General features: G+C 71.4%; 15 protein-coding genes. 4 read left to right on the top strand and 11 right to left on the bottom strand.

All coding sequences use genetic code 11. From position 1 onward, the window contains the following. Positions 1-78: 78 nt before the first annotated feature. From ACIF80_RS02050 to ACIF80_RS02035, 4 genes are all read right to left on the bottom strand, one after another. Positions 79-768, bottom strand: a complete 690-nt coding sequence (locus ACIF80_RS02050) for an ABC transporter ATP-binding protein (RefSeq protein WP_399798191.1) — start codon at positions 766-768, stop codon at positions 79-81. Beyond that, positions 765-1,289: a PadR family transcriptional regulator gene (locus tag ACIF80_RS02045; RefSeq protein ID WP_332430353.1), complete on the bottom strand. Its 525-nt coding sequence runs from the start codon at positions 1,287-1,289 to the stop codon at positions 765-767. Before ACIF80_RS02045 ends, ACIF80_RS02050 begins: the two co-directional genes overlap by 4 nt. Before the next feature lie 421 nt (positions 1,290-1,710). Continuing rightward, entirely contained in the window at positions 1,711-2,025 is a 315-nt protein-coding gene (locus ACIF80_RS02040; RefSeq protein ID WP_399798188.1) for a hypothetical protein, read from the bottom strand. Beyond that, positions 2,022-2,966 carry an SPFH domain-containing protein gene (locus tag ACIF80_RS02035; protein ID WP_399798185.1) on the bottom strand — a complete coding sequence of 315 codons (945 nt, stop codon included), beginning with the start codon at positions 2,964-2,966 and terminating at the stop codon, positions 2,022-2,024. The genes ACIF80_RS02040 and ACIF80_RS02035 overlap by 4 nt, the downstream gene beginning before the upstream one ends. 291 nt (positions 2,967-3,257) lie before the next feature. Between ACIF80_RS02035 and ACIF80_RS02030 the strand changes: the two genes are divergently transcribed. Beyond that, positions 3,258-5,558 (top strand): transglycosylase domain-containing protein, encoded by a 2,301-nt coding sequence (locus tag ACIF80_RS02030; protein WP_399798182.1) that lies wholly within the window; start codon positions 3,258-3,260, stop codon positions 5,556-5,558. A 110-nt stretch (positions 5,559-5,668) separates the two neighbouring features. On the opposite strand, the gene ACIF80_RS02025 is transcribed toward ACIF80_RS02030, so the two are convergent. From ACIF80_RS02025 to ACIF80_RS02005, 5 genes are all read right to left on the bottom strand, one after another. Further along, positions 5,669-7,750 (bottom strand): SpoIIE family protein phosphatase, encoded by a 2,082-nt coding sequence (locus ACIF80_RS02025; protein ID WP_399799374.1) that lies wholly within the window; start codon positions 7,748-7,750, stop codon positions 5,669-5,671. A 489-nt stretch (positions 7,751-8,239) separates the two neighbouring features. Continuing rightward, entirely contained in the window at positions 8,240-9,001 is a 762-nt protein-coding gene (locus ACIF80_RS02020; protein WP_399798179.1) for a DUF402 domain-containing protein, read from the bottom strand. Positions 9,002-9,163: 162 nt separating this feature from the next. Next, positions 9,164-10,567, bottom strand: coding sequence for a class II fumarate hydratase (locus tag ACIF80_RS02015; protein ID WP_399798177.1), 1,404 nt, complete (start codon positions 10,565-10,567; stop codon positions 9,164-9,166). A 383-nt stretch (positions 10,568-10,950) separates the two neighbouring features. Further along, a complete protein-coding gene (locus ACIF80_RS02010; RefSeq protein ID WP_399798174.1) occupies positions 10,951-11,919 on the bottom strand; it encodes a M28 family metallopeptidase in 969 nt (322 codons plus the stop codon). 405 nt (positions 11,920-12,324) lie between these two features. Beyond that, the gene (locus ACIF80_RS02005; RefSeq protein ID WP_399798171.1) at positions 12,325-14,004 is read right to left on the bottom strand and encodes a fumarate hydratase; all 1,680 of its coding nucleotides are present in this window, start codon (positions 14,002-14,004) and stop codon (positions 12,325-12,327) included. Between the two features lie 290 nt (positions 14,005-14,294). Here ACIF80_RS02005 and ACIF80_RS02000 point away from each other — a divergent pair, with 290 nt between their 5' ends. Both ACIF80_RS02000 and ACIF80_RS01995 read left to right on the top strand, forming a co-directional pair. Next, complete coding sequence (locus ACIF80_RS02000; protein ID WP_399798169.1) at positions 14,295-14,990, top strand: DUF1707 domain-containing protein; 696 nt, start codon at positions 14,295-14,297, stop codon at positions 14,988-14,990. A 198-nt stretch (positions 14,991-15,188) separates the two neighbouring features. Then, the gene (locus ACIF80_RS01995; protein ID WP_065002061.1) at positions 15,189-15,566 is read left to right on the top strand and encodes a WhiB family transcriptional regulator; all 378 of its coding nucleotides are present in this window, start codon (positions 15,189-15,191) and stop codon (positions 15,564-15,566) included. Between the two features lie 183 nt (positions 15,567-15,749). On the opposite strand, the gene glpX is transcribed toward ACIF80_RS01995, so the two are convergent. Next, on the bottom strand, positions 15,750-16,784 hold the full coding sequence (gene glpX, locus ACIF80_RS01990) for a class II fructose-bisphosphatase (RefSeq protein WP_381204500.1): 1,035 nt from the start codon (positions 16,782-16,784) through the stop codon (positions 15,750-15,752). Positions 16,785-16,927: 143 nt separating this feature from the next. Here glpX and ACIF80_RS01985 point away from each other — a divergent pair, with 143 nt between their 5' ends. After that, entirely contained in the window at positions 16,928-17,437 is a 510-nt protein-coding gene (locus tag ACIF80_RS01985) for a DUF4245 domain-containing protein (RefSeq protein ID WP_399798166.1), read from the top strand. A gap of 104 nt (positions 17,438-17,541) precedes the next feature. Here the strand turns inward: ACIF80_RS01985 and ACIF80_RS01980 are convergent, their stop codons facing one another. Next, positions 17,542-18,132 carry a malonic semialdehyde reductase gene (locus ACIF80_RS01980; RefSeq protein WP_399798164.1) on the bottom strand — a complete coding sequence of 197 codons (591 nt, stop codon included), beginning with the start codon at positions 18,130-18,132 and terminating at the stop codon, positions 17,542-17,544. Positions 18,133-18,168: the final 36 nt, after the last annotated feature.

Below are 18,168 nucleotides of genomic sequence, written 5' to 3'. Positions count from 1 at the left end.
CCCGGACCTTCGGCTCCGTGCGGACGGCGGGGACTTCCGGGGCGGAGGAGACGGTACGGGTCCGCTCCTCGGTCGCGCTCATACGGCGTGCTCCATGTCCCGGGACTTCCCGTCGCGTACGACGATCTCGCGGTCGGAGTACGCGGCCACCCGCGCCTCGTGCGTGACGAGGACGACGGCGGCGTTGGTGGACCGGGCGGCCTCGGTGAGCAGTTCCATCACGCGCTCGCCGTTGAGCGAGTCCAGCGCGCCGGTCGGCTCGTCGGCGAACAGGACCCGCGGGCCGGTCACCAGCGACCGGGCCACGGCGACCCGCTGCCCCTGGCCGCCGGAGACCTCGCCGGGCCGCTTCGCCCGGACGTCGTCGACCTCCAGGCGCTCGAGCCAGGCCAGGGCGGTGCGCTCGGCCTCCTTGCGGGGCGTGCCGTTCAGCCGCATGGGCAGGGCGACGTTCTCCACGCAGGTCAGCTCCGGCACGAGCTGCCCGAACTGGAAGACGAAGCCGAACTCCGAGCGCCTGAGCCTGCTGCGCTCGGAGTCGTTCATCGCGGTCAGTTCGCGCCCGTTGTACGTGATCGAGCCGGAGTCGGGTGTGACGATCCCGGCGAGGCAGTGCAGCAGGGTCGACTTGCCCGACCCGGAGGGACCCATCACGGCGACGACCTCGCCGGGGTGGATGGAGAACGCGGCGCCGTCCAGCGCGGGGGTGGGCCCGTACGCCTTGCGCAGGTCCTGGGCGACGAGCAGGGACCCGGCGGGGATCGTCATCGGGAGACCGCCTCACGGAGTTTGTCGAGGCGCGCGGCGGTGAGCTCCAGCCAGCGCAGATCGGCCTCGAGGTGGAACAGGGCGTGGTCGCAGATGAGCTGGTCGGCCAGGTCGCCCCGGCGCTTGCGCTCGGTGAGGGCGCGCATGCCGCGCAGATGCTCGGACCGCTGGGTGTCGAGGATGTCGGCGGCGTCGCGGCTGGTGAGCAGCGCGAGGACGACCTTGGTGTAGAGCGTCGACTGGAGGTACGGCTCCGGCTTCTCCGGCGTGGCGAGCCAGCGGGCGACGTCGGTGACGCCGGCCTCCGTGATCGCGTACCGCTTGCGCTCGGGGCCGTCGCCGGCCTCGATGCCGTCGACTTCGACGAGCCCGTTCTTCAGCAGGCGGGACATCGTCGAGTAGACCTGGCCGTAGTGCAGTGGCCGGTCGTGACCGAATTTCGCGTCGAAGGCACGCTTCAAGTCGTAACCATGGCGCGGGCCGGACTCCAGGAGCCCCAGAAGGGTGTGACCGATGGACATGGCGAGCACTCTACACAGTGTGTATACGTGCCGTGTATACATCGAGTGTGCAGGTGGTGGAACGGGGTGCGGGAGCCCAGGTGAGGGCCGGTTGTCACGGTTCTGTCACCGGGGCGGGAGGGGGTGGGAGCGGGGTGGACGGGCGCCCGGATCCAGAGGGCCGGGGCCTCTCGACCGGAGCGGCCGGTCCGTCCGTCCGGAGCGGCCGGACCGGAGAGCGGGGTCCGGCCGCTCCGGGCGAAAGACCCCGGAGGCCCATCCGGACGAAAGGCCCCAGGGGCCGAAGAAAGCAGGGCCCGGGAAGACAGGGGTCCAGGAAGGCGGGAGTCCGGAGGGCGTCACCGGGGCGCGAGGTGGTCACCGGGCCCCGAGTGATCGTCCGGCCCGGGGCGGTCATCGCCCCGGGGAGATCAGGGGGAGGTCACCGGGACTCGGGCGGATGTTCCTCGGGCGGAGGCTGCGGCGGTCGGCCGGACTGCGGGGGCTGCGCGGGCGGCTGCTGTGCGGGCGGGCGCCCCCGGCGGGGGAGGGGGCCCGCCTCGCCGGGGAGCCGGCCCGCTTCCGCGAGCGCCCGCCGCAGCAGGAACTCGATCTGCGCGTTCGCCGAGCGCAGCTCGTCGTTCGCCCATCGCGCCAGAGCCTCGTGCACCAGCGGGTCCAGCCGCAGCAGCACCTGCTTGCGCTGCTGCGGCCTGCGCCGAGGGGTCTGGCCCTCCGGGCCGGGCGGGGCGGTCACTGGTAGAGGGTCCCGGTGTTGAGGACCGGCTGCACGGCGCGGTCACCGCACAGGACCACCATCAGGTTGGACACCATCGCGGCCTTGCGCTCGGGGTCCAGCTCCACGATGTCCTGCTCGGAGATCCGGGCCAGCGCCGTCTCGACCATGCCCACGGCGCCCTCCACGATCAGCTGCCGGGCCGCCACGACCGCGCCGGCCTGCTGCCGCTGGAGCATCGCGGAGGCGATCTCGGGGGCGTAGGCGAGGTGGGTGAAGCGGGACTCGATGATCTCGACCCCGGCCGCGTCCACCCGTGCGCGCAGCTCGACCGCGAGCTTCTCGGTGATCTCCTCGGCGTTGCCGCGCAGCGAGAGGCCGCCCTCCTCGTGGGCGTCGTACGGGTACTCGATGGCGATGTGCCGGACGGCGGCCTCGGTCTGGGTGGAGACGAACTCGACGTAGTCGTCCACCTCGAAGGTGGCCTGCGCGGTGTCCTCCACCCGCCACACCACGACCGAGGCCAGCTCGATCGGGTTGCCGTAGGCGTCGTTCACCTTGAGGACCGCGGTCTCGTGGTTGCGTACGCGGGTCGAGATCTTGGTGCGGGAGGTGAAGGGGTTCACCCAGCGCAGGCCGTCCTCCCGGATCGTGCCCCGGTAGCGCCCGAAGAGCTGGACCACCCGGGCCTCGCCCGGCGCCACCGTGTTCAGCCCGCACATGGCGAGGAAGGCGGTGATGGCGATCAGGATGCCGAAGACGATCAGCGCCGCCTTCCCGGCAGTCGCGGTGACCGCCGTGGCGCTGACGGCCATACCGACGCCGAGCAGCAGTCCGAGCAGGCCGAGCGTCAGCGCGAGCCCACCGCCGACGCTGTGCGCCGGCGTCTCCCGTACGCGCGGGGCCGGCATCTCGGGTACGTCGGCCGTGGCCGGCGCGGCCTGCGTGTCGTGTATGGACATGGGTGATCCCCCGTCTTTCGGAGCGCCGTCGGGAGTGATGCAGTCCGATAGCGCCTGCTTATCCAAGTGATATCACTTTAGCGGCTCGCGGCAACCATGAACAGGTTTCGCACGTCGGTTCTGGTGAGGCGGAAGGCGGTTCCGGTGGGACGGGTGCTGATTGTCACGCCCGTAAAGGCCGGATCGGCAGCTGTTTGTCATAGCTTCCGGTGTTAGCTTGCGGAGTTGACCTGATCGGCGAACCCATGTGCTTCGTCGGTACACACGAGTGAAGCGGAGCAGAGCGGACCCATGGGACGAGCGGAAGAACGACGCGCACGACAGCGCGGTGGGCACCGTGCGGCCTCCGGGGGCCGCTCGTCGGGCGGGAACGGGCAGGGCCGGATACGCCGCCTCTTCACCTGGAAGAAGATCCTCGGCACGGCCTTCGGCCTCTGCCTGCTCGGCATGGGCGCCTTCATCGTGCTGTACATGCTGATCGACATCCCCGAGGGGAACGCCGACGCCCAGCAGCAGAGCAACGTCTACAAGTACAGCGACGGCTCGATCATGGCCCGCGACGGCGAGGTCAACCGTGAGGTCGTCGACCTCGCGCAGGTCCCCAAGCCGGTCCAGCGGGCGTTCGTCGCCGCCGAGAACAAGACGTTCTACAACGACGCCGGCGTCGACCTCAAGGGCACGGCACGCGGTCTGCTCAACACCGCGTCCGGCAAGGGCTCGCAGGGCGGTTCGACGATCACCCAGCAGTACGTGAAGAACTACTACCTGACCCAGGAACAGACGGTCTCGCGCAAGCTCAAGGAACTCGTCATCTCCCTGAAGCTGGACCGGGAGAAGTCCAAGGACTACATCCTCGCCGGTTACATGAACACCAGCTACTACGGCCGCGGTGCCTACGGTGTCCAGGCCGCCGCCCAGGCCTACTACCGCGTCGACGCCGAGGACCTGACCGTCGAGCAGGGCGCCTACCTCGCCGCGCTCCTCCAGGCACCGAGCCAGTACGACTGGGCGGTGGCCTCGGACACCAGCAAGAAGCTCGTCAAGAACCGCTGGAACTACGTCCTCGACAACATGGTCGAGCAGAAGTGGCTGGACGCCGCAGAGCGGTCCGGCATGGAGTTCCCGGTGCCCAAGGACCCCAGGGGCAACCCCGGCCAGGCCGGCCAGGTCGGCTACCTGGTGACCGAGGCCAACGCGGCGCTGAAGCGGCAGCTGGTCACCGAAGGCACCGCCGCGGACGCCAAGGAGGCCGACGCCCTGGTCGACCTCGGCGGCTGGACCATCACCCTCAACATCGACAAGAAGAAGCAGAAGGCGCTGGAGGAGGCGGTCAAGACCCAGCTCACCGGCAAGCTGGACCCCGGGGAGCGCAAGGTCGACGCCGACATCCAGGCCGGCGCCGTCTCCGTGGACCCGAAGACGGGCGCGGTCGTGGCGCTGTACGGCGGCGTGGACTACCTCAAGCACTTCACGAACAACGCCACCCGCGACGACTACCAGCCCGCCTCCACCTTCAAGCCGGTGATCCTGGCGGCCGCCGTCGAGGAACAGGCCGAGACGCAGGACGGCCTGCCGATCGCGGCCAGCACCGTCTACGACGGCACCAGCAAGCGGCCCGTCGTGGAGAACGGCACGGAGGTCGGCTTCGCCCCGGAGAACGAGGACGACGCGGACTACGGCGACATCACCGTCCAGACGGCCATGAACAAGTCCGTCAACTCCGTCTTCGCGCAGATGGGCGTCGACGTGGGGATGCCGAAGGTGATGGAGACCGCGGGCAAGCTCGGCATGGACGTCGAGGACCTGGAGGCGGTGCCCGCCCAGACCCTGGGCTCCATGGGCGCGAGCCCGATGGACATGGCCGCCGCCTACGCCACCCTCGACAACCACGGCAAGCGGACCACCCCGACGATCCTCAAGTCGGCCGAGCACCTCAACCGCACCGTCACCATCCCCGACGCGATCGGCGAGCAGGCCATCAGCCGCGAGGCCGCCGACACGGTGACCTCGGTCCTCACCGGTGTGGTCGACGACGGCACCGCCCGCACGGCGGTCCGGGACAACCCGCTGCGCGACGGCCAGCAGGTCGCCGGCAAGACGGGCACCTCCGACAACAACAAGTCGGCCTGGTTCGCCGGCTACACCCCCGACCTGGTCACCACGGTCGGCCTGTTCGGCGAGGACGACAAGCCCCCGCACCCGCAGGTCGAGATGTACGGCGCGGGCGGCCAGCCCCGGGTCAACGGCGGTGGCTTCCCGGCGCAGATCTGGTCCGCCTACACCTTCGGCGTGATGGAGAAGACCAGCAGGTTCGACCTGGAGACCGACCAGGGCGCGGCCGTCACACCGCCCCCGTCCTCGTCGGCCCCCGCGTCGCCGTCCGAGTCACCGTCCGAGGAGCCGACGACCGAGGAACCGACCTCGGAGGCTCCGAGCACCGAGGAACCGACCGAGGAACCGACGACGACCGAGCCCACCACCGAGGAACCGACGACCACCCCGCCGACGGGCCCGACCTTCACCCCGCCCACCATCGAGGTCCCGCCCGACCCGGACGAGCCGGCGGACGACGAGGAGCGGCAGAAGCAGTAGAGGGGGAGCGGACGAGGTGGGGGGCGCCCGGTGACAGGACCGGGCGCCCCCCGTGTCGTCGGCACCCTTCAGCTGCCGTGGCTCAGGCGCTGTGACGCGGGTGCCGTGGTTCAGCCGCCGTGGTTCAGCTCGAACCAGACCACCTTGCCGGTGCTCAGCCGGGTCGCGCCCCAGCGGCGGGCCAGGCGGTTGACCAGGTAGAGGCCGCGGCCTCCCTCGTCCGTGGCGCGTGCCTGGCGCAGCCGCGGGAGCTGGGGCACGTCGTCACCGACCTCGCAGCGCAGGACGTCCGTACGCAGCAGCCGCAGGGTGACCGGGCGGGAGGCGTACCGGACCGCGTTGGTGACCACCTCGCTGACCAGCAGCTCCACCGAGTCGCTCAGGTCCTCCATGCCCCACCGGGACAGCGCCCGGCGGGCCAGGCGGCGGGCCCGGCCGGGAGCGGCGTCCTCCGGCTCGAGGAACCAGTACGCCACATCGCTCGGCGCGATCCCGTCGAAGCGGGCGGCGAGCAGCGCGATGTCGTCGTCCCGGTCGCCCGGACCGAGCATGTCGAGCACCTCGTCGCACAGCGCCTCCAGCGGCGGCGGATGGTCCGGGCCGGTCAGCTGCGCGGTCGCGGCGAGCTTGTCGCGCAGCTGGTCGATGCCGGTCCACACGTCCCGCAGCCGGGACTCGACCAGGCCGTCCGTGTAGAGCAGCAGCGTCGCCCCGGCGGGCGCGTCCAGCTCGACCGCCTCGAAGTCCACACCGCCGACGCCGATCGGGGCGCCCGCGGGCACCCGCAGCACCTCGGCCCGCCCGCCCAGGGGGAGCAGAATGGGCGGCGGATGACCGGCGTTGGCGATGGTGATGCGGTGCGCCACCGGGTCGTACACCGCGTACAGGCAGGTTGCCATGCGGTCCGCGCCGAGCCGCTGCGCCTGCTCGTCCAGGTGGTGCAGCACCTCCTGCGGCGGCAGGTCGAGCCCGGCCAGGGTCTGGGCGGTGGTGCGCAGTTGCCCCATGATCGCGGCGGAGGTCATGGAGTGCCCCATGACGTCGCCGACGACCAGCGCGACCCTGCTGCCGGGCAGCGGGATGGCGTCGTACCAGTCACCGCCCACACGCGCGGTCTCGGCGGCCGGCAGATAGCGGGAGGCCAGCCGCACGCCGGTGCAGCGCGGCAGGTTCTCCGGCAGCATGGTCCGCTGCAACTCGTCCGCGATGTACGCCTCCCGCCCGTACAGCACCGCCTTGTCGATGCCGAGGGCGCTGTGCGTGGCGAGCTGGGCGGCGACCAGCAGGTCGTCGGCCTCGAAGGCGATGCGCTCGGGGCCGCGCAGGAACAGGGCCGCGCCGATCACCCGGCGCCGGCCGCGCAGCGGCGCGAGGATCGCCCGCTGGCCGTCGGGGACGGCCGACTCGGCGCCTTCGCCCAGGAGTTCGGGCAGCGCGGCGCGCGCGGCGGGCGCGTCCGTGAACACCGGCCGTACGCCGCGCAGCACTTCGGCGAGCGCGCTGCCGGGCCGCACCGTGCACCGCTCCGAGCCGATGGAGTCCAGCTCGGAGCGCGCGGGCGCGGCGGCCGGCACGAAACCGCCCTCGGTGTCGCGCTCGGCCGGGATCCGGTCGCTGCGCCGCAGTCGCAGGACCAGCGGGCCCGTGGGCCGCTCGTCACCGACCGGCAGCGGTTCGCGCAGATAGACCAGGATGGTGTCGGCGAAGGTGGGCACGGTGGCCCGGCACAGACCCATCACGATCTCTTCGAGATCAATGCCGCGGGCGATCCGCCGGGTCGCGGCGCCGACGAACCTCAGCCGGTCCCCGTCCCGCCGCATCGGGGTGGGCTTCCCGGGCGGGGTGATCTGACCGGTGCGGCGATCGAGGCCGTCGGGGACGGGAGCGGAGTGGTCCTGGGGCGCCGGTTCCTGGGCCCCGCGGTCCTGGGCCCCGCGCTCCTGGCCCTCTTGCTCCTCGGGCGCAGCGCGGGGTGCCGGAGGAGTCGCTGCCGGGTGGTCCGCTGCCGGGTGGTCGTGCACGTCGGGTCTCTGTCCTCCGGCCGGCTGAAGCGGTATGCCCTCGGGCGTGGGCCGAGGTCGGTGGGTGTCGGGTCCGGATTCCTGCCCGGCGTGCGGCTGGGAGTGCTCGGCGCCGGGTCCTGCCGTACCCGACGACGCCGAGGACGCCGACGGAGCCGGAGACGCGGGCACGGACGGCGGCGGTGACGACGACGATGACGACGATGTCGAGCCGGGCTCGTGTGCCGGTGCCGGGGCAGGCAGGAACACCCCGTGGGCATCCGCGGGGGTGACGCCCGGATCCGGGCGCTCGTAGGAGGTCGGCTGCTCCGTCACGCGTGTCGAGTCCATCCGTCCGGGGCCACGGCCCGTTCCTCACATTCCCGCCTGCTCCGTGAACGTGAGGCCGGGGACGCACACCGTGCACACCGTACGTCCCGCCGGAACTCCGATACCCGGAATGCGTGTCCCCGGAACGGAATCCCCGCGTGGTGAGCGCTTGCTCCTGCGCCGCCCACCGACCGTCCCCGGCCCGCACCGGTAGTGCCGTACCCCTCGCTCACGTCCTGCCGCCCCTCGGTGACGTTCGGTCAAGCCCAGCGCGTGCTCCGGGAGTTGTTGTCGCCCGGTGCCTTGCGGAGGACGATCCTACGTTTCCTGACCCGGGGTGCATCAAGAGTCTCATGACGACAGATGCGCGGGCGTGCGGTCCCAGTCCGGTGGCAGTGAAGGTACCGCCCAGGACGGATCCGGGCGCCAGTTCTGCCAGCCGTCCGAGAACGGGGCTCCCCACCGGGAGATCACGGCCACCGCGTCCCGGCCCGCCTTCCGCACCCGGCCGGCCAGCGCGGCGTCCACCAGGCCGTCCCGCTGGGCCTGCGCGAACTCGTCCTCGTCCCGCCAGTGCCAACTGCGGTCCGGGTGCACGGAGATGTCCAGAAAATGATCCTCCGAGTCCACTCCGCCGGCCCAACGGGTCAGCGGCTCCTCCAGGTTCACGTACCAGTTCTTGAACCGCCAGTCCCGGTCCCAGAACAGCCACACCGACCAGGGCTCACCGGGCCGGGCCAGCTTCAGCACACCGGTCCCGGTCCAGCGGCCGCGCTGGACCGTACGGGGCTTGGTGTACCGGGTCCGGAGGGGCTCCTGGTGCACGGGAGTGCCGTCGGCGAGCACGGGCTTCACACACTCGGTGCCGGGCGCCATCCACACGGCGAGCAACTCCGGATCGTCGCGTACGACCGTGACGGGGCGCGCGATGTGGAAGCGCGCGCCGCCGTTCTCCCGGTAACGCCACAGCACCTGCGTCCCGGGCGCCCAGCGGCCGTCCGGACCGCCCGCCGTCCCGGTCCCGTGCCCCGGTCCGCCCGCCGCCGTCGTGCCGCGCCGGTCCCGGCGTGGGCCGCCCTCTTTCCCGTGTCCTGTCGCTCCGCCCTCTGTCATGGGCAGATATTAGGTGCCACGGACACAGACCGCTGCGGTCCCCGTCACGCTTCACCCGTGCGGTACACCGGCGACACACGGCGGGGCAACGGAGGAGACCCGGCGGGGGCATGACGGGGGCGCGGCGGGAGAGCGCCCAGGGCACTCTCCCGCCGCGCCGCTTCACGGGCGGGTCATCCGCAGGACGTCCAGGGCCTCGTCGAGCTGCTCCACGGTGAGGTCGCCGCGCTCGACGTACCCGCCCTCCAGGACCACCTGACGGATGGTCTTCCGCTCCGCCAGCGCCTTCTTGGCGACCTTCGCGGCCTCCTCGTAGCCGATGTACCTGTTGAGCGGGGTGACCACCGACGGTGAGGACTCGGCGTACTCACGGGCGCGCTCGCGGTCGGCCACGATCCCGTCGACCGTACGGTCGGCGAGCAGCCGGGAGGCGTTCGCGAGCAGCCGGATCGACTCCAGGACGTTCTTCGCGATGACGGGCAGCATCACGTTGAGCTCGAAGTTGCCGGCGGCACCCGCGGTGGCGACGGTCGCGTCGTTGCCGACGACCTGCGCGCTCACCATGAGCACGGCCTCCGGGACGACCGGGTTGACCTTGCCGGGCATGATCGAGGAGCCGGGCTGGAGGTCGGGCAGGGTGATCTCGGCGAGGCCGGTGCGGGGCCCCGAGGCCATCCACCGCAGATCGTTGGCGATCTTCGTCAGTCCGACCGCGATCGTCCGCAGCTGACCGCTGGTCTCCACGATGCCGTCCCGGGCGCCCTGCGCCTCGAAGTGGTCGCGGGCCTCGGTCAGCGGCAGCCCGGTGGCCTCGGCGATCTCCTCGATGACGGCGGCCGAGAACCCGGGCGGAGTGTTGATGCCGGTGCCGACGGCGGTCCCGCCGAGGGGCAGTTCGGCCAGCCGCGGCAGGGAGGCGTACAGCCGCTCGACCCCGTACCGCACCTGGGCCGCGTACCCGCCGAACTCCTGCCCGAGGGTGACGGGCGTGGCGTCCATCAGGTGCGTACGCCCCGACTTCACCACGTCGGCGAACTCCTCGGCCTTGCGCTCCAGCGAGGCCGCGAGGTGTTCCAGGGCCGGTACGAGGTCCCGGGTGACGGCGGCGGTGGCGGCGATGTGGATCGAGGACGGGAAGACGTCGTTGGACGACTGGGAGGCGTTGACGTGGTCGTTGGGATGCACGGGGCGCCCGAGCCGCTCGGTCGCCAGGGTGGCGATGACCTCGTTGGTGTTCATGTTGGACGAGGTGCCCGAACCCGTCTGGAACACGTCGACGGGGAAGTGCTCGTCCCACTTCCCCCCGGCGACCTCCCCGGCCGCCTCGCCGATCGCCTCGGCGATGTCCTTGTCCAGCACACCGAGGCGCGCGTTCACCTTCGCCGCGGCGCCCTTGATCCGGGCGAGGGCCTCGATGTGGGCGCGTTCGATGCGCTGCCCCGAGATCGGGAAGTTCTCCACGGCCCGCTGCGTCTGCGCCCGCCACTTGGCGTCGGCGGGTACCTTCACCTCCCCCATGGAGTCGTGCTCGGTGCGGTAGTGCCGGTTGTCGTCCGTGGTCGTCATCGTCGTACCTCCGAAGGTTCACAGCAGTGGCGCCGGCCGGGTGTATTCCTGCCGGCCCCTCGCCGGCATTCCTCGCGGGTACCCGGAACGGACTCCGCCCCGCCGCGAGGGAGCGGCGGGGCGGAGTGCCGCGCGGAGACCGGCGCCGGCCGGGTGCCCCGGAGGCACGCGCCGTCGGCCGGGAGGCCCGTCCACGGGGACGCGCTCCCGCCGGCCGCGGGAAGACGGCCACCCGGCCGCCCGCGTACGCCGTCAGGCCGACCGGGCGCCGCACGCATCCGCTACGGGCGTCGGCGTCGGACGGCGTGGTGGGCGTGCCGCCGTCGGCCTCGGGCGTCGACCCGCCGTACGCCGGCGGGCCGGGAACCGGCGGCTTTCCGGTTTCAGGAGACGGCCTGCTGCCAGAGGGTGTGGGCGATGCCGTCGGCCGCGCGGTTCAGGCCGGTGGTGTTGATGTTGGTGAGGGTGTCGCAGGACCGGTGGTAGCAGGGGTCGTAGGCGGAACCGGCCGTGCCGCCCCATTTGGCGGCCTGTGCGGACGTCTTGCGGGCGCCGGCGCCCATCGCGTAGCCGGAGGTGGGGATGCCGGCCTGCTGGAAGGGGTAGTCGTCGCTGCGCCCGGCGCCCTCGGTGTTCTCCTCGGGCCGCAGGCCCAGCGAGTCCCAGTACGCCTTCATCGGCGCGGCGGCCGACGTGGTGATGCGGTTGATGAAGTAGCCGCCGTTGGTCGAGGCGACCATGTCGAAGTTGTAGTACGCCCGGATCCTGGAGCGCTGGGTGGAGGACAGCGAACGGACGTAGAACTCGGAGCCGTTGAGGCCCTGCTCCTCGTCGGTCCACCAGGCGAAGCGGACCCGGTTGCGCATGGCCGGGTTCTGCTGGGCCAGGGTCAGGGCGTTCTCCAGGAGTGCGGCCGAGCCGGAGCCGTTGTCGTTCATGCCGGGACCCGCCGAGACGCCGTCGAGGTGGGCGCCGAACATGTACACGTTGTTCGCGTCGCCCTGCGGCCACTCGGCGATCAGGTTGGGACCCGCTCCGCTGGTGCAGCCGGAGGTGCAGGGCTGTTCGGTGACGGTGTACCCGGCCGCCTGCAGCTTGCCCTTCACGTAGGCGACCGAGTCGCGGTACCCCTGGGTGGTGGAGCGGCGGTTGCCGCCGTTGCGGCCGGCGATGGCGCTGAGCTCGCTCAGGTGGGCCCGCACCTTCGTCACGTCGACGTCGGGCGCGGCGAGCGCGTTCACGGCGGTGACGGCCCGGTCCGTGTCCGCGGGAGCGGCGGCCGCGGCGGGGAGTGTCCCGCAGCCGAGCACGACGGCGAGGGAGAAGCTCGCCACGGCGAATCGTCGTCTCACACTGTCTCCTTCTGGAGGTGGCCGTGGGGTGGGCCACAGGGAGCCTGACATAGCGTGTGCATGTCAAGGTGGCGAGAAGACTCACAGTGAAGGTTGAGGGAGTCAACGGAAACGGGGCCCGTGCGGGCAGGTTGTCCAAAAAAGGAACACGGCGTCCGCTATCCGGGCGCGCGGGACTCCGCGGCAGCCCCCGCGGATGTATCCGGGGCCTGTCGTGAGGGCGTGTCGGTGTCGAGCCGGCCCGGCCGGTCGAGGACGAACTGCGGGGGTGGGCCACCCTCCGGCCCGTCCGGCGTTCGAGGGCGAGGCCCGTTCGGGACCGAAGGGGTCCGGGGCGCGGCCCCGGGGACGGGAGGAAAAGGGGCGGCGGGGGCTGAAACCCTCAACCGCCGCCCCCGGGGGGTACTACGCCAGCCCCGGCCCCCGCATCGGAATCGACGTGAACGTCGGCTGCTGCGGCGAAGGGTCCTGGAAGAAGTCGTTGCCCTTGTCGTCGACGACGACGAACGCCGGGAAGTCCTCGACCTCGATCTTCCAGACCGCCTCCATGCCGAGCTCCTCGTACTCCAGGACCTCGACCTTCTTGATGCAGTCCTGGGCGAGCCGGGCGGCCGGCCCGCCGATCGAGCCGAGGTAGAAGCCGCTGTGCGCGTTGCACGCGTCGGTGACCTGCTTGCTGCGGTTGCCCTTGGCGAGCATCACCTTGGAGCCGCCGGCCGCCTGGAACTGCTCGACGTAGGAGTCCATGCGGCCGGCCGTCGTCGGGCCGAAGGAGCCGGACGCGTAGCCCTCGGGCGTCTTGGCCGGACCGGCGTAGTACACCGGGTGGTCCTTGAGGTACTGCGGCATCCCCTCGCCCGCGTCCAGCCGCTCCTTGATCTTGGCGTGCGCGATGTCGCGGGCGACGACCAGCGGACCGGTCAGGGAGAGGCGGGTCTTCACCGGGTACTTGGTGAGCTCCGCGAGGATGGCGTCCATCGGCTGGTTCAGGTCGATCCGGACGACATCGCCGTCGGACTCCAGCTGCTCCTCCGTCGTCTCCGGGAGGAACCGCGCGGGGTCCCGCTCCAGCTGCTCGAGGAAGACGCCCTCGGCGGTGATCTTCGCGACGGCCTGGCGGTCGGCGGAGCAGGAGACCGCGATCGCGACCGGGCAGGAGGCGCCGTGCCGCGGCAGCCGGACCACGCGGACGTCGTGGCAGAAGTACTTGCCGCCGAACTGCGCGCCGATGCCGATCTTCTGGGTCAGCTTGAAGACCTTGTCCTCCAGCTCCTTGTCGCGGAAGCCGTGGCCCAGCGGGGAACCCTCGGTCGGGATCTCGTCGAGGTAGTGCGCGGAGGCGTACTTCGCGGTCTTCAGCGCGTACTCGGCGGACGTGCCGCCGACGACGATCGCCAGGTGGTACGGCGGACAGGCGGCCGTGCCGAGCGAACGGATCTTCTCCTCCAGGAACTTCATCATGGAGGACTCGTTCAGGACGGCCTTGGTCTCCTGGTAGAGGAAGCTCTTGTTGGCGGAGCCGCCGCCCTTGGCCATGAACAGGAACTTGTAGGCGCCGCCGTCGGTGGCGTACAGCTCGATCTGGGCGGGGAGGTTGGAGCCGGTGTTCTTCTCCTCCCACATGGTCAGGGGCGCCATCTGGGAGTAGCGCAGGTTGAGGTTCCGGTACGCGTCGTAGATGCCCCGGGACAGGGCCTCCTCGTCGCCGCCCTCGGTGAGGACGTTCTGGCCGCGCTTGCCCATGACGATCGCGGTGCCGGTGTCCTGGCACATGGGGAGCACGCCGGCCGCCGCGATGTTGGCGTTCTTCAGCAGGTCCAGGGCGACGAACTTGTCGTTGGACGACGCCTCGGGGTCGTCGATGATGCGGCGCAGCTGGGTGAGGTGGGCGGGCCGCAGGTAGTGCTGGATGTCGCGGATGGCCTCTTCGGCGAGCGTGCGCAGCGCCTCCGGCTCCACCTTGAGGAAGGTCCGTCCGTCGGCCTCGAAGGTGGAGACACCCTCGGAGGTCACCAGCCGGTAGGGGGTGGTGTCCTCTCCCATGGGGAGCAGATCGGCGTACTCGAACTCAGGCATCTCGCCCATTCCTCACTCGACAGGTGGCCGCCCGCCGGCACTGGCGGGCGGCCACCAGCGTAGGACCTGCCGCGGGGGGCGAACCTGTGAGGTTGTCCTCAGTAGCGGTCGGTCACCGCCTCGTGGCTTCCCGGCGGGTCACCTCATCGCTTCCGGTCGGGTCGGTCGGGCCGGTGGGCCCGGTGGGGGTGGCCGGGCCGGTGGGATCCGCCCGGTCGGTCCGGCGGTTCCCGAGTCGTTCACGAGGAGTTCGCGACAGGGGGTAGTCGCGATCTATCGCGTTTGGGTAAGCTGCCGTCGTGGACCTTCAGAAGCACGCCCAGCCGCAGGACAGCGCACCGCGGGCCTCCGAGCTGCGCGTCTCGGACGCCGACCGCGACCGTGTCGCCGACCTTCTGCGCGAGGCCCTCGCCGAGGGCAGGCTGTCCCCCGACGAGCACGCCGAGCGCGTCGAGGGCGTGCTGGCCGCCAAGACCGCCGGAGAGCTCGAGGTGTTCGTCCGGGATCTGCCGGGCGCCCACCAGCGGCGTGCGGTCCATGCCTCGGCGCCCAGCCGGCCCACCGCGGGCGCCATCCCGATGGACCCCGACGACAACGTGGTGGCGGTCTTCAGTTCCGCCACCCGCAAGGGCCGCTGGCGGCCCGGCCGCCGCATCCATGTGTACGCGGTCTTCGGCAATGTCGAGATAGACCTCAGTGAGGCGATCTTCGAGCACCAGCAGGTCGTGATCAAGGCCTTCTCGGTCTTCGGCAACGTCGAGGTCCGCGTCCCGGAGAACGTGTCGCTGCGCGGCATGGGCGGTGGTGTCCTCGGCAACTTCGAGGTGGCCTCGCTGGACTCCGAGGACCCCGAGGCCCCGGTGGTCTACGTGGACGGCTGGGCGGTGCTGGGCAATATCGAGGCGCGGCCCAAGCGGGGCAAGCTGGTGGCGGACATCCTCGACCGGGTGCAGCGCTCGGTGGACAAGGGGTTGCGCAAGCGTCAGGACCGTTGACGGTCGTGACGCGGGGCGGGCGGAGGCGCTGAAACGGAGGCGTTCCGTCCGTGCGGCGCGGGGGCGGCACGGAGGCGGCGTGGGCCGAATTCCGTTGCCGGAAGCGGCGGTTCGGGACTCAGTGCATAGGCGCACGCACAGCGGGTAAGCCTTGCTGCATCGTCTCTCGCTCGCGAAGCCGTCGTCAGGAGTAGACCCGTGCCGCAACCGCCGCATTCGTCCCTGCAGGTAGCTGCCGTTCCGGCCCAGCGGGTGCCGACGCGAGACAGGGACCAGGACGCGCCCTGGCACACCGAGGCGGTGTGCCGACGCGACGAGGCAGGGCTGTTCTTCGCCCCGTCGAAGGAGCCCACGGCCGCCAGGCTCTCCCGGGAGGAGGCCGCCAAGCGGGTCTGCGCCCGCTGTCCGGTGATGGTCGAGTGCAGGGAGCACGCCCTGCTCCAGCCCGAGCCCTACGGCGTCTGGGGCGGCCTGACCGCCGCCGAGCGCCGTGTGGTCCTGGCCCGCCGCCGCCGGCGGGACGTGGAACTCCAGAAGACGGCCCGCACCGGCGGTTCCATAGCCGCGGCAGGCTGACCAGCCCCCGGAACCCGGTGCGAGGCGTGCTTCCGTCCCGGTGACCCATCGGGGTGGCTCACCGGGACGGAAGCGCGCCCGGCCGCAACGGACCCGCACCGGCACCGTTCGGCGAGGCTCCCGGCGGCCCACGGACCGCACACCCGTGGGCCGCCCGTACGGCCTTCGTCGAACCCGGCGGAGTTACTTGGCGCGGTCGAAATCCACCGCGCTGTACGCGCGCAGCTTGCTCAGCCGGTGCTCGGAGTCGATGCGCCGCACCGTGCCCGACTTGGACCGCATCACGATGGAGTCGGTCGTGGCGGTCTCGGACCGGTACCGCACCCCGCGCAGCAGCTCGCCGTCGGTGATGCCGGTGGCCACGAAGAAGACGTTCTCGCCGGAGACCAGGTCGCCGTCGGTCAGCACCCGGTCGAGGTCGTGCCCCGCGTCGATCGCGCGCTGCCGCTCCGCGTCGTCCTGCGGCCACAGCTTGCCCTGGAGGGTGCCGCCGAGGCACTTCACGGCGCAGGCCGAGATGATGCCCTCGGGGGTGCCGCCGATGCCGAGCAGCAGGTCGATGCCGGTGCCCTCGCGCAGGGCGAGGATCGAGCCGGCCACGTCACCGTCGGAGATCAGCTTGATGCGCGCCCCGGTCTCCCGGATCTCCTTGATGATGCCCTCGTGCCGGGGCCGGTCGAGGATCACCACCGTGACGTCCTCGGGGGTGACCCGCTTGGCCTTGGCGACCCGGCGGATGTTCACGGCCACCGGCGCGTCGATGTCGACGAAGTCGGCGGCCTCGGGCCCGGTGACCAGCTTGTCCATGTAGAACACGGCCGAGGGGTCGAACATCGAGCCGCGTTCGGCGGCGGCCAGTACGGCGATCGCGTTGGTCATGCCCTTGGCGGTCAGCGTGGTGCCGTCGATCGGGTCGACGGCGATGTCGCACTCGGGCCCGGTCCCGTCGCCCACGCGCTCCCCGTTGAAGAGCATCGGGGCCTCGTCCTTCTCGCCCTCCCCGATGACGACGACGCCGTTCATCGAGACGGTGGAGACGAGGGTGCGCATGGCGCGTACCGCGGCACCGTCGGCGCCGTTCTTGTCACCGCGCCCGACCCAGCGCCCGGCGGCCATCGCGGCGGCCTCGGTGACCCGGACGAGTTCCAGGGCGAGGTTGCGGTCGGGAGCTTCGGAGGGCACATCGAGTTCGGACGGAAGTTGATGGTGTTCGGTCATCGGAGCGCACCTTTCTGTACGACGACGGCCGGATGAGGGTGTTGCGCCTGACTCTAGCGCCGGGCCGACAAAATGAGCAGGGGCCCCCACGGATGAGCGGGCCGGGCACCTGCGACGATAAGGGCGTGGCAGGAACGAACAGCATGCAGAAGTCGGCTCGGGACATGATCCTCTCCCTGAGTCTCATCTTGCTCGTCGCGGGAGGGATCTGGCTGTTCATCCCGCACGACGACGGTGAGCCCGACCTCAAGCGGGTCGACTACCGCGTCGACCTGCTCACCGCGCGCCGCGCCGCCACCTACCCGGTGGCCGCGCCCGAAGGTCTGTCCGAGGCGTGGAAGCCCACCTCCGTCCGTTTCCAGGGCGAGGAGTTCGATGCCTGGCACCTCGGCTACCGAGCTCCCGACGGGGAGTACGTGGCGGTCGAGCAGTCGACTCGGAAGCCGGTGGTCTTCATCGAGGACGAGACCCAGGGCGCGGAGAAGACCGGGAAGACGCAGCAGATCGACGGAAAGACCTGGACCCGGTACGAGGGCGATCGGTACGACGCGCTGGTGCTCGAGGACGAGGGTTCGACCACCGTGGTGACGGGCACGGCGTCCTTCACCCGGCTGACGGAGATGGCCGAGGCCCTGCGCACCGCATCCGACTGACCCGTTCGCGACGGCCGGTTCGCGGCGGCCGGCGTACGGCAGGCATACGGCAGGGCCCCCGACACGTCGTGTCGGGGGCCCTGCCGTATGCCGTGAGGCGACGATCAGACGGTGGTGACGACCTGGTCGTACTCCAGGCGCGGGCTGCGCGGGAACCAGGCGTCCTCGCCGGGGCGGCCGATGTTGACGACCATCAGCGGGGTGTGGTCGTCGTCGAGGAACTCCTTGCGGATGCCCTCGAAGTCGCAGCCGGTCATCGGGCCGGCGGCCAGGCCCGCGGCGCGCACGCCGACGATGAAGTACGCGGCCTGCAGGGCGGCGTTCAGCGTGGCCTGGTTCTCCCGCACCGAGCGGTCGCCGGCGAACATGTCCTTGGCCCCGGGGAAGTGCGGGAAGAGCTGCGGCAGCTCCTCGTGGAACTCGTTGTCCGCGGAAAGGATGGCGACCAGCGGGGCGGTGGCCGTCTTGGCCGCGTTGCCCTCCGCCATGTGCTGGACGAGACGCTCGCGGGCCTCGGGGGAGCGGACCAGGGTGACGCGCAGCGGCGACTGGTTCATGGAGGTCGGGCCGTACTTGACCAGGTCGTAGATGGCCTGCACCTGCTCGTCGGTCACCGGCTCGTCGGTGAACGTGTTGGCGGTGCGCGCCTCGCGGAAGAGCAGGTCCTGGGCGGCGGAGTCAAGAACGAGAGACATGCGTGAACTTTCTAGGAGGAGCGTCGGCCCCGCGCG

The sequence above is a fragment of the Streptomyces sp. NPDC085927 genome (genome assembly GCF_044540975.1).
Classification (GTDB): Bacteria; Actinomycetota; Actinomycetes; order Streptomycetales; family Streptomycetaceae; genus Streptomyces; species Streptomyces hirsutus.
The sequence above is the reverse complement of the archived record's forward strand: the minus strand, read 5'-3'. Positions and strand labels throughout refer to the sequence as shown.

Coding starts and splice junctions, on each gene's coding strand:
- ACIF80_RS02005 (WP_399798171.1), bottom strand. CDS start 14,004: ATGGGCGAGATGCCTGAGTTCGAGTACGCCGATCTGCTCCCCATGGGA.
- ACIF80_RS02015 (WP_399798177.1), bottom strand. CDS start 10,567: ATGACGACCACGGACGACAACCGGCACTACCGCACCGAGCACGACTCC.
- ACIF80_RS02020 (WP_399798179.1), bottom strand. CDS start 9,001: ATGACAGAGGGCGGAGCGACAGGACACGGGAAAGAGGGCGGCCCACGC.
- ACIF80_RS01980 (WP_399798164.1), bottom strand. CDS start 18,132: ATGTCTCTCGTTCTTGACTCCGCCGCCCAGGACCTGCTCTTCCGCGAG.
- ACIF80_RS01985 (WP_399798166.1), top strand. CDS start 16,928: ATGCAGAAGTCGGCTCGGGACATGATCCTCTCCCTGAGTCTCATCTTG.
- ACIF80_RS02050 (WP_399798191.1), bottom strand. CDS start 768: ATGACGATCCCCGCCGGGTCCCTGCTCGTCGCCCAGGACCTGCGCAAG.
- ACIF80_RS02030 (WP_399798182.1), top strand. CDS start 3,258: ATGGGACGAGCGGAAGAACGACGCGCACGACAGCGCGGTGGGCACCGT.
- ACIF80_RS02045 (WP_332430353.1), bottom strand. CDS start 1,289: ATGTCCATCGGTCACACCCTTCTGGGGCTCCTGGAGTCCGGCCCGCGC.
- glpX (WP_381204500.1), bottom strand. CDS start 16,784: ATGACCGAACACCATCAACTTCCGTCCGAACTCGATGTGCCCTCCGAA.
- ACIF80_RS02035 (WP_399798185.1), bottom strand. CDS start 2,966: ATGTCCATACACGACACGCAGGCCGCGCCGGCCACGGCCGACGTACCC.